Origin of the sequence: Dactylosporangium salmoneum (assembly GCF_039532525.1) — a bacterium.
Taxonomy (GTDB): Bacteria; Actinomycetota; Actinomycetes; order Mycobacteriales; family Micromonosporaceae; genus Dactylosporangium; species Dactylosporangium salmoneum.
The window spans coordinates 1-12,303 of the sequence record NZ_BAAARV010000113.1; the positions used below are offsets into that span (position 1 = coordinate 1).

Sequence of the window (12,303 nt, forward strand, 5' to 3'; positions counted from 1 at the left end):
ACCCACCAACCGACACCACACCAGCCGCAACCACCGGAACACCACCCACCGAACCCACCGACCGATCCGGCAACGCCGGCATGTAGTGGTTGCCATTGCGGACGAGGTAGATCGCCGACCCGGCTCCGAAATCGTGTTGGCGGCCGTTGCGGTCCACCACGACGATCTGCACTCCCAGGAACTGGGCGGCCATACGGACATCAAACATCTGGTCGACGAGGAAACCGTTGTCCGAGGACAAGCCCGGCGCGTCGGCGAACTGACCGTGGATCAGCGCGCGCAGCGCGTCCGGGTCGTGGACGTCGATGCCGGCCAGTGCCGACGGCATCTGGGGCAGCTCGCGTGCGGCCCGCAGCACCGAGGCGAACCAACTGTCGTCGCCCGGCGGAGTCCACCGTGCGTACCGGCCGAGCCGTCCCAGCGCAGCCTGCTGTCCCGTATCGATCCGGTTCGGGTCCACCTCGTCGAAGTCCGGCGCCGGTCGCCGCAATCGCCTGCCGAACGCCGTCTCCACCTGGGAACGCAGGCCGTCGGCCACCAGTTCGGCCGCCCCCGGGCCCTCGAAGAGCAGCGCGTCCGCCACGTCCTGCAGCCGGCCGAACGGCTCGCTCGGCAGCAGGAATCGCATCTGTTCGTGCAGGGAGACGCCCGACTCGATCGCCCGGCCCGGGTAATGCGAGGCGGCCGTTTCGTCGTCGGCCAGCCCGAAGGTGATCCGCCGGACGATCTGCGCGGCGCGCTCACGCAGCGCGGCGCGTCCGTCCGGGCCGAGCTCGTCCAGCGCCCGATCACGCCGCACCGCGCCAGATTCCCGAGGCGGCGGGAACTGTGCCGATGTCAGCGGCGTCGGCTCGTCGGACGTCGATGACTTACCGACGCCTGTCTGGTCGCCGCTGCCATCGCTACTGGTCCGGCCGTCGTCCGTCGGATCGCCCGCGCCGAGGTTCGCGCGTGGCGTGGTCGTGCCCCACGAACGTTTCGGCACACTCCGCGGCGGGTACGCCACGTCCTCGGCATCGCTGTCCTCACGCGGGCTGTCCAGGCCGGGCCGGCGCCAGGCACCGTCGCCGCCAACGTCCGGGCGCGGGTCGTATGACGATCCGGCGTCGCTCGGACCGCGCACCTCGTCGTGATCCGACTCGGCGAATGACCCGTCGCGAGGACGCGGGCGGCGCGACAGGACGCTGCGGGTGTCCGAGTCCGCGGGAGTTGACGGGGGCGGTGGAACAGGATCCACCGATTCCACGGCATCCGCGAGCGCCCGGTCGTGGTCAGCGATCGCACCCCGGATCGCCTGCTCGAAGGTCTGCGATCGGCTCCACGAGGTGCGGTAAAGCCCGTAGAGCGCGAAATCGTCGATCCCGGCGCGGATCCGGTCCTCATCGAGCTGCCGGCCCTGCCAACGCGCGGGATCCACCGGTTCACCGTCGGGGTCGACGGCGCTGGCCCGGTTCAGCTCGTCAAGGAGGATGGCGTACGCCGCGGGCGCGGTCAACGGTTCGCCGAAGTTGTCCAGCCGGAACACCCGGCCGGCGGGATCGATGCGGTGCACCACCGGATTGCCGAACGGGTCGACGTCTTCGAGCTGGACGTGGCGACCAAGAGCCCGGGCAACCTGCCGGGCCGTGTGCACATTGTCCAGCCCGGCCAAGGCGACCTCCGGCGGAAGCGCCGCGGGCGTGGTGCGGCGTTGGTTGACCTCGCGGACCAGATCCCAGATTCTCGTCCAGGTCTCCGCCACGTCGGCCGGATCCGCCCGATTCGGCCCGGCGAGCTGCAACTCTAGGTGTGGCAGGAGCGCCTGCTCGGCGTATACCCGCGCGGCGGCCGCCGGGTCGACCGCTTCCAGATGCTCGAACGCCCAGGCCCGCACCGCTTCGTACGCCCGGAACACTCGGCGACCCGGTTCGCTGGTCAACCTGATCGGCCCCGGCCGGTCGAGTTTGCGTTGAATGCGCCGGGCCACCTCGCTGGGGGCCCGGCGCACGTCGCCGATCTCCGCGCCGACGTTGATCAACTGCTCATCGAGGGGGAACTCCTGCGACTGCCGGTCCGCGCGCGGCCAGGTCGCCGGATCGACGAACGCGGCCGCGGCGGCGTTGGCGGCCGCCGCCCGCGCCTGCAGCTCCACCAGTTCGTCGGCGAATACTTCCAGGAACACCGTTCCGGTGATCGGGTCGCTGTATTCCCGGCTCTGGTGCCGGGCGGGCAGCAGGGGGTTGTCCGTGTTCCGCTCCGCCGCCAGGCGCAGCACCACGTCCGCCTCGACCAGGAAAACCTCGCCCTGCTGCTTGATGTGTGTCTCGTTACGATAGTTGTCGCCAGCGGAGTTGTTCACCCCGCGCGGCGCCACCCGGCTGGCCGAAGTGCTCGCGTCGAAGGTGTCGGTTGCCCCTGCCTGGGTCGGGTTGGCCGGGTCGTTGAGATGGGTCTGCGCGGCCTGGTCGACGCCGCCCACGAACGAGGGGCGCAGCCGGTCGTGGTTCGAGAAGGAAGTGGTGCCGGCCTGGTGTTTGGCATACCGGCCGGTGCCGGTGGCGTTGACGATCGGCGCCAGCACCCGCAGGTTGTACAGGTCGCCGGAGAGCCACATACTGACCCGGTCGCTGGAGTGGCCGGGGATGAACATGTTGTCGACCAGCAGGTACTCCCGGCCGGCCAGCGTCTTCGTCAGGTGATTGGTCAGATGGCTGCGGGACAGCAGCACCGGCAGCGAGATCGACGAACGGAACCCCGGGTCGCCCGCGGCCGGGCCGAGCACCCTGGCCAGTAGCGCCTCCGCCGCCGGCAGCGCGTCGTCCACGAGCGCGGCGGTGATGTACGAATCGCCGGGCAGCCGGGGCAGCGCCGACAAGTCGATGACCGGGTTCGGCCCCTGCAGTGGCTGTGCCTCGGCCAGTCCGCGCGGCACCCGCAGAACCAGGTTGCCCGCACGGCGCACCACCACCGGCTCGGTGTGACCCGCCCAACTGCGGTACCCGTGGGTCAACGTGTTGTTCAACGGCCGGCTGACCATGTCCAGCCGGCGGACCGTCAGCCGAAATTCGGTGGCTATGTCGAACCGGTACTCGCCGGTCCAGTCGTACGCGGTCTGTTCCTCGGTGTTCTGGGTGGCCTGGGTGACGCCGGCGTGATGACCGTCGGCGAAGTGCAGCTCGGGGCCCCCAGAGGTGTGGTGCGGGCCAGCCAGGCCGACCCTGGGGAGGGTCGAGGAATGGGTCGAGTCCCGCGACGTACCGGTGGTCTGCTCCGCGTAGGCGTGCCCGTAGTTCTCCAGGCCGGTGCCGCCGACGAAGTCCCTGACCGTCGGCGTGGAGGAGGTCAACACCAGCTGGAGGTTCACCTCAACCACGTCGGTCAGCGTGTCGCCGATCGGGTTGACCAGGAAGAACGAGATCCCGTGCGTGCCCACCATGTCCTCGAGCATCGACTGTTCCCGGCCGCCGGACATGATGCTCTGCAGGAGATCCAGGCCACCCGGTACCCGGCCGATCAACGACCGCCCACCGGGTACCAGCTTGCGGTACCACACCTGGGTCTGGAGCTCGCGTATCCGTTGGGCCCAGTCGTCTTGCCGGACGCCGAGCAGACCGGGTGCGGCCGCCTCCACCGCCTCGTACACCAGATCGAACATTCTGGATCCGTCGTTGAACGTGAAGTCGTGTACGCCGCTGTGCCCGAGGGCACGCGGCCCGATCCGGGTCAGGTACGGCGCGGACCACAGGTCGTTCGGAGTCTCCAGCCCGGCCTTGCGGAGGGCCGCCCGAAGCGCGTCCCGTTCCCCGTCCTCCACGGTGTCGGCGATGCCATCCGACCACTCCCGCAAAGCGGAGTCACCCGGCCCGTAGTCGTTCATCAGCCGGCGCAGAATCCGCTCCACCAGGCTGTTGGACAGGGTCAGCTCGCCGTTCTGCCACCGGTCCAACGCGTTCTGCAGCTGCGCCAGGCTGATCGGCACGTGACCGTCGGCGTACGCGGCGAGCGCCTCCGGCTCGGCCAGCAGGTACACCATGGCCTTGCCATCGACGCTGACAGTACCGTGCTCGGGCCGGGCCGGTACAAGTTTGCCGCCCCGTTCCCGGATCCCCTGGACGACGAAATCGACCGTCGTGGCGAAGGCGTACGCCCGGTGGAAGTCCAGCTCGAGCAGCTCCTTGCCGCCGGTCCGGCTCATCGACTCGCTGCGGTTCCAGCCCCAGTGCACGCGTCGGTCGACCTCGCCGGTGATGTCCGTCAGCAAAGGAAGTCCCGGATTGCCGTGCAGTGCCAGGTCGAGCTGGTCCACGGTGATCCCGTGTCCACGCGACGACGCGTGCGACGCCTGCGCCAGCCACAGCTTGATCAGGCCGAGCGTGAACTGGTCCTTGGTCGCGCCGACAAACGTGGACGCGCCCAGATCGGCAGAGACCGCGAGCGCGCCGTGCCGGTCGGCGGCGAGCCCGGACTCGAAGAGCTGGTTGGTCTGCAACTGGTGACCCAGCGCCTCCTTCAGGAACGAGCGCTGCATGATCTGGCCGGCGAAGTTGTTGACCTCTTCGTCGTTGGTCGCGCCGGCGCCGGTGAGCTGAGGCTGCAGCGTGCGTGCCGCCTCCAGCAAGCCAGACGTGTCCAGGTGGTAGACGACGGCCTGGTCGATGACCTCGCGCGGGGTGGGGCTGCCGGCGGTTGCGGCCGGGCCGGCCTCGGCGATCCCGGTGTTCAGCAGCGGGACGAGGTGGACGGTCACCTCGGCCCGCACCGGGTCGTCCTCGTTGCGCATCGTCGGCGTACCGTCGTCGTACTCGATGGTGGCGAAGTAGCTGGTGGGCAATACGAACTCGTCCACGTCGCCCGGGTACTCCAGCAGTTCCGGCCGGTTGACCACGAACCCGACACCCTGGCTGGCGCCGACCGAGCGTTGGAACTCCACACCGCCGCCGAGGTTGCTCAACAAGCCAAGGCCGACGCTCGCCCCGGCGCCGGCGGCGAACGTCTGGCCGCCACCGGCCCGCGTGCCGCCCGAGCCGGTTCCGATGGCCAGGTTGACCAGGTGGTACTCGCCGGTCCGGCGCCGGTAGTACTGCGAGTTGGGCGACTGCTCCGGGTCGGTCACCGGCCCTTGGGGCGGTGTGTACTCGGCGAGGTACTGGCGGGCGTTGATGGTGACCCGGGCGCTGCGCAACGTTCCGTTCGGCTCACGCACCGTCAGCGTGAACGGCAGCCCGTCCTGCAGGGACTGGTCGAAGTGCGAATCGAGCCCGTCGCCGGAGACGAACTTCGTCACCACGTTCAGGTTCGCCAATTGCATGTTCTGCGTCACCTGGTCGTACACCGCTGTGGAATGGTGGAACGGCCGGTCGTCGTCCGGCGGCAGGAAGCCCCGCTCGCGAAGCTCGGTCATCACCCGGTTCCGCAGCCGTGTCACCGCCTCGTCGTCGACCCGGGCCAGGCCCATCCCGATACCCCGGCCGTCGTACACGTGCCTGGGCAGCACCCCGCCGGTGGCCCGCTTCCCGCCGGTGTCCCGCGTCGCGCCGGGCCGGTACGCAATCCGCCGCTGGTTCGGCTGGGTACCGTTCACCGCGCGGCTGTCGACCGGCAGCCCATGTGCGTAGGCCGCCGGCTCGGGCAGCCGCACCAGCGCGGTGCCATCCACCGAGTCGGTCAACGCAGGCCGGGCGGCCGGTCGTGCAACGGTCGACACGGTTGCCCAATGGCGCAGCGGCATCGTGTACCCGTTGGTGTGCCCGGCGTAGCGAGACACCAGCACCCACAGCCCCGTCCGGCCGGCGTTCGTCGTGTCGTTGTTGGTCCAGGTCCAGCCCAGATGCGCGCTCACCGAGAAGCCGAACCCGGACGACGATGCCAGGTTGACCCCACCGCTGAGCCCGGCGTTGCTCTCGTTCTTCACGCCGTGGCTGGCACTCTGCCCAACGATCGCGGTGCGCACCCGCTCCAGGTGCGACACATTGCTGGTGGCGCCAGCCCGCTGCGCCCGGGCGCTGCGGATGGTCCGTACCCGCACCACCGCGACCGCCTGGCCGTGCTGGTCGTGCAGCGTGATCCGATAGCCGTCGTGCTCGTTGATCGCCGCGCCCAGGTTGGCGTCCAGCTTCCACAGTTTCTGCCGCAGTTCCTCGCGCATCGGGCTGCCCAGCGGCATCGGGACGCCGCCGGCCTGTACCTGCTCGACGATGTTGTCGTACAGCTTGGGTAGCCCGGTCAGCCCGGAGGCGAAGTAGGTGTCCGGCAGCCGGGTCTGGTTGGCCTCGAACTCCGCCTCTCCTGGGGCGCCCGGACCCGGGTTGTGGGCGATCACCTGCGGCCCGGCGTCGCCCAGGTAGTGGTCAGGGATGTAGACGAGCAACGGGTCCTGGTGCGCGTCGTCGGTCTTCCAGATCGGTGGAACGTCGTCCCAGTCCAGCGCCGGGTCGCTGCGCATCTGCACGGTCCAGTTCGGCCGGTAGGCGATCAGCGTGGAGTCCACCCGGTTGGACTCCACCCGCCCGGACTCGGCATCCTTGAACTGCGACGTGGTCCAGGCCGACTCGTTGGCGGTACCGGCGATGCTCGCGCCGAACCTGCCCGCCTGGAGCACGCCCGGACCCACCCCGAATCCGAAGCCGACCGCGAGCCGGCCACGCAGCGAGGTGCCCTGCCCGCTGTGCGACTGGGAGACACCGCCGGTGTTGAACGTACCGTGGGTGTTCTCGTTGGCGCGGAACCGTCCCTGCGCATTCGTTTCCCGGCCCGCCTCGGCGTCCCGCGAGGGCCCGGGCGCCACCAGGTCGTACGAGCCGGCCGGGTTGGGGATGAACCGCGGGTCGCTGGGCGCCATGGTGATCAGCAACTCGACACCGTCGAGGGTCACCGAGTGACCGCCACCGGCCACCTGCCGGTAGTTGCCCAGCAGCCGCTGGCCCAGCTCATTGAGTTGCCGCTCGGCGATCGGCCGGCCGCGCGCGATGGCCGCCGCCCGTACCTGGCTCACCAGTTCGTCGACGTGTGGCAGGGTACCGCGCGGGATCCCGATCGAGTGCACGGTGGAACCGGCGGGCGGCAGCACCAGCGGGGGCCGCACCTGATCGATCGGCGGCTCACCGCCCGGGCCGGGCCGGCCGCCGTCGGGGCCACCCGGCTCCGGGTCGGTCGCGTATTCGAGCGAGCTCCGGTCGGTCGTGGGTTGGTGGTCGCTCGACTCATGGTCGGCGACACCGGCCGTACCCGGACCGGGTACCCGGACGGTACCGGGGTGTGATCGTACCGGTGCCGTCGCCATCACATGCCCGTTCGCGTCCACGACCAGGGTCAACGGCTGCCGTGGCGCGCCCTCGCCGGGGACCTGGTAGAGGTGCGGCGTCCCGTCCGGCCCGATGATCTCGACATCCACCCCGAACACGGCGGTCATCGTGCGAGCCAGCAGGTGCGGTGTCTCCGGGTACAGCACACCCGTCGGGGTGGCCAGCCGGGCCGCGAAGTCCAGTACGGCGGCCCGGCCGACCGCTGCGTCCGAGCGCTCCGCGGCGGTCAACGGCGACTCACCCTGCCGGCCCAGTTCGGCCCGGACCAGCGTGCCGAACGCGGATCGCAGCGACGCGGCGGGTACATCCGCGATGTTGCCCAGCCGGACCGGACCGTGGTGACCAGCCAGTCGTAGCGCCTCGAACAGCGCGTTGCCGTCCGGCCGGGTCCAGATCGCGGCCAACCCCCGGTCGCGCAGCGCGTCGGCCTGTTCCCGGTTGAGGTTGTTGGGGTCGCCGGCCTGCTCGATGACGCTCGGCCAGTTGGTGTGCGGTGGTGCCGGGGTACGGTGCGTGCCGGACAGCGCGTCGCGCACCGCGGCGAGCGCGCCGTCCAAGGTGGCGTCCTCGCGCTGCGGAATGCCGTCGTTCTGGCCGGCGGAGGTACTGCCGACCAGCTGGGCACGCAGTCCGGCCGCCCACTGCTCGGGGTCCGGCAGCGGAAGGTTCTCGACGCCGGTGATGGTCGCGAGTGCCTGGCCCAGCTCGTGGAGCGAACCCGCGTCGTCCTGCACCGTGGTCGGGTCGTCCGGCAGGCCGGGTCGCAGCACCTGGGCCGGCTCCGCCGCCAGCACGGCCGGTACGAGGTCCCGCGGGACGGTCGCCAGCAACGTGTCCGTGCTGTCCGCGACCAGCACCATCGGTGGCTCGGTGGAGTCCGGCCCGTATCGCACCTGGCTGCCGTCGGACCGGACTACGTCGACCGGGCGCCCCGCCAGCATCGCGGCCAGGTGCACCAGTACCTCGGCACCGGGCAAGGGTTGCCCGTCGTTGTCAGCCAGTCCCGCCCGTACCGGCTCCGGTACGGCGTCGGCCGGCAGCCCGGCGGCGATCCACCCCGCGATCGCACCGTCGATCGCGGGGTCCACAACGGACACTCCGAGTGTCGGCCAGCCGCCGTCGATCCGCTCGGCGAGCAGCATCCCGGCAATGCTGTCCGGCGACACCGTCGCGGCGCTCGTGGTCAGCGCCTGCATCCCGGGTACCCGGTGCAGGACCCCGCTGGACAGCACGGTACCGATCACGCCTCCCGACTCGTCCGCGGCCACCGCGTGCAGCCCACGTTGGTCGAGGAAGGATGCCGCCTCGGAGCTCAACTGCTGATCGTCCGTCCGCGCCCAGGCGAGTGGCGGCGGATCCGCTGCCGGGGTACCGGTTCCGGCCGGGGTTGCCCTCCCGAGCGTGCCGTATGGCGACGGCCGGTTGGCTGCCGGCTCATCGCCGGCCGACGATCGGTTGAACTGGGTGCGCAGTGCCGCCATGGCTGGGGACAGCCGCGGCAGGCTGCTCGGCGTCACGCCACGGTGAGTGACCAGTACCTGGTTGAAGCTGCCTACGGCCATCCGGGCTCGGCGCGGGTCCAGCACCCCGGCCAACGGCTCGTCGGACCGGTCAGGAGAGGGCGTCCTCCTGGTCGTCCGGATCACCTGGCCCGGCACGCCGGCAGTGGTCGTCGAGCGCCGCGATCGCCGCTGGTCGGTGGGCGGCTGCGGCCTACGTACCGGTTGCGGCGTGGGCGGCGGCGTATCGGCGTCGTCGCCCGCCGGCCGCGGGGTGTCGCCCGCCGGTCGGTCGGCCAACCTGTCCGCGGTGCGGGTGAAGGTGGTGATCGGTCGTCGGGTGACCACCCGGGAACCAGCGCCGGAGCCCGGGATGGTCCGGGTGGTGCCCGGCTGGCCGCCGCCGGTCGGCCGGCGGCCGTCCCCGAACGTGCCACCACCCCCGCTCGAATCATCGCTCGGGTGCAGTTGGATCTCGTGAGCGTCCGGGTCGTAGCGCAGCGCGCCGCGCGTGGTGGGCGGCGGCAGCACCAGATTGTTCAGCGGGTCGAGCGCCAGGCCGCCGAGGTCCGGGCCGGGGGAGGCGGCGAAGGCGGCCCGTTTGACGGCACCGGTACCCAGGTCCAGCTCCAGGACGTCGAGCTGGATCGCCTTGACCGGCAGGTCCTCGAGGTTGCCGGTGGTCTGGTTGAGCCGGTGAAAGGTGCGTGGCGGCGCGGGTGGTGCCGGAGTCCCGGACGGCGCGGTGTTCTCGGTCACGGTCGGCACCGGCCGCCACAACCCGGTGTCGGTGTCCCTGACCAGGGCCACACTCGTCTGGCCGGCGACCGTGCCCTCCAGACGGACGGTCGTGGCCGGGAAGCCGGGAATGACACCGGTGTGCCAGCCCGCTCGCGTGCCGTCCAGCCGGTGGTACTGATAGATGCCGCCGGGGCCGTCCGGACCAGGTGCCACGTTCGGTGCGCCGTGGTATGTGAGCAGGTCGATCACGCCGTCCGGATCGCGCCGCAACACCTGGTAGCGGGTGCTGGCGGCCGGTGCCGGCGCGGGGAGTGCCGAGCCGACCGGACGGCCGTCCGTGTTCCGGTCCGGCGGGCTCGGCACGTGCCGGGTGTCCATCGGGACCACGTCCCAGCGGCCGGTGCCCTCGTCGTAGGTGAGTACCCGTGCCCTCGGCTCGCCTACCGGCACCCGGCGGTCGTGCCGCCACGCGTAGCCACCTGGCTCGTACCCGCCGAGAGGCTTGGTCTCGTGGATGCGTTCCCGCGGATCCAGGACCTCCTTGGTGCTCAGCCCGGTCGTCCGGTCGACGGTGTAGTACTCGTACTGGACCGGCCCCTCAACCTTCTCGACGTTGCTGGTGTCGGTGTTCGTCCTCGGGTTGATGCCCGCCGGCATCTCCGGTGCCTCGGACGTGCTGACCGGGTCGACGTCGAGGTCCGCCGCGGTGCCCAGCCGCCGCCCGCCGGTCGGCCACTGGTGCTCGTCGTGTGCGACCAAGGTGACGAGTTCCCGCCGTCCGGTCGCCAGTACGGTTCGGAACAGTTGCCGCCCGGGCCGGGTGAGAGGTTGCCGGTCCAGCGGCCGGCCCGGTGCGGTCGGCTCGAGGGGCTCGAACATCCGCTGCCTGTGCGCCTGCGGTACCGGATCCGTTCTCGTGATGTCCTCGAGGGCTCTGGACAGCCGCCTGATTTCCAGGCGCAACGTGTGCACCTCGTGCCGGCCGGCGCGGTGGTGCTGCTCGGGAGCGAGGGTGAGCTCCATTGGCGGGCGGAGGTGCAGTGGCCCGCCGTGCAGCGTCTGCCACTCCTGGTCGGACAGCCCGTCGATGGGCGGCCCGCCGACTACCGGACGGGTTCCGGGCGGAGGAGGCGCTGTTGCGACCTCGGCACCGTCGACTGTCGCGGCCAGCCGGCGCACCGCGTTCGCCAGGATGGCGATGCGTTGCGTCGCCGCCTCGGCGTCGCGGCGATCCCACTCGTGATGCTGGTCGTCGGTCAGCGTCATCCGCGGGTGATCGACGTGGTCCATCGCGAGGTTCAGGTACACCTGACGCTCGGTGCGGACGTCGAGCGGAGAGCCGGCCAGGTACATGGCGGCTCGCTGCTCCTCGTGCCCGAGCGCCTCCCGGGCCATCCTCAGCAGGACCGCTGGCGGTGTTGGTGGCTCCTCCCGGTCCGGGATGGGAACCTCGCGGTTCCACCGTTGCCGGGCGCCTTCCAGCGCCGCGTTGACGTGCTCCTCGCGCTCGGCGACGGTGGCGAACCGGCCCTCGGGCGCCGCGTCGAGCGCGGCCCGGGCGGCCTGCAGCGACCGCTGAGTCTCGGCGAGATCGCGCCGCCGGTTGCGGATGACCGTGATCCGCCGCTGTCGCAGGCTGCGTGACACCTGGTCGGGCCTGATGCTCGCCTGCTCGGCCGCGGAGAGGTGGGTGCCGTCCCAGATCTGGCGCTCCCGTGGCGTCAGCGAATCCTCGCTGAAGGGACGCGGGCGCGGGGGACGGGGCCGGCTCTCCACATCCTGGGCCCCCTCGGCCGTCGCCGGTGTGCCGTCCGGCCGGCCCGCCGGCGCCACCGGACGCTCGGCGGGAGTGGAGCGCCCGGCGGCGATGGTGTTCAACGCGGACAGGACGTCCTGGACGGACAGCGAGTCCGGCAGCATCCCGAACGATATGCCGGCCGCGTCCTGGGGGAGCAGGGCCGCCCGCAACGTCGCGAGGTCGATGAACGAGACCCCGTGGGGCTCACGTACCCCCAGATAGAGCGAGGTACCGGCGGCGCTGTCCACCGCGACCAGGCCGTGGGCGCCCGGTGTCGCCGACTGCATGCGGTGAAGCAGCTCGACGTAGCCGTCGAGAACCTCGACCGGCACCGCGCCGACCGCCCCGACATCCTCCCGCTCGAATGCACCGCGCAGGCCGGTGGCCGCCGGCCGTCGATGGTTCACCAGCGCGGCCGGCAGCCCGAGCTCGACACCCCCGTCACTGAACACGATCCGGCCGGGCGGATGCGGGTGCCCGGCGACGATCGACGCCACCTCGTCGTTGACGTCCGCGTAGGGCCGGGGTGCGCGGCTGGACCGCGGCACCACGCGTACCACATCGCCCTGACCGGGAACGGTCATCTGCCCGTGCCGATCGAAATAGATCACCCGGTGCGGGGCCAACGGCAACGCCGCGCCGGGCTCGTCCGGGCGCAGGTCGGCCGCCCAGGCCTGGACCGGAAGCCGAAGCAGATCTGCCTGCTCGCCCAGGCCGGAAAGGGTGAGGCGGCCCGGTGACCGCGGCAGGGTGTGCACCGTGCGGTCGAGCGCCTCGGGCGGCTGGCGGTCGAGAAAGCGCGACATCCGTGGCAGGTCCAGTGGGCCGGACCCGGGGTGGAACTGTGTGACACCGGGCAGCTGCGGCCCCGTGGCGTCCACACTGGACTGTGAACCCAGGTTCAGGGCCCAGCCGCCGGGCACCGGCACCACGCCGTCGCCGCAGATCTCCTGCAAGCGGCTGAGCATGGGGAGCGTCATGACGG

Annotated in this window: 1 protein-coding gene; it reads right to left on the bottom strand. The window is 71.3% G+C overall.

Annotated elements, in window-relative coordinates:
* Positions 1 to 12,298 (bottom strand): hypothetical protein (locus ABD352_RS50310; protein WP_344619780.1); only part of this gene is annotated, 12,298 nt, incomplete at its 3' end.
* Positions 12,299 to 12,303: the final 5 nt, after the last annotated feature.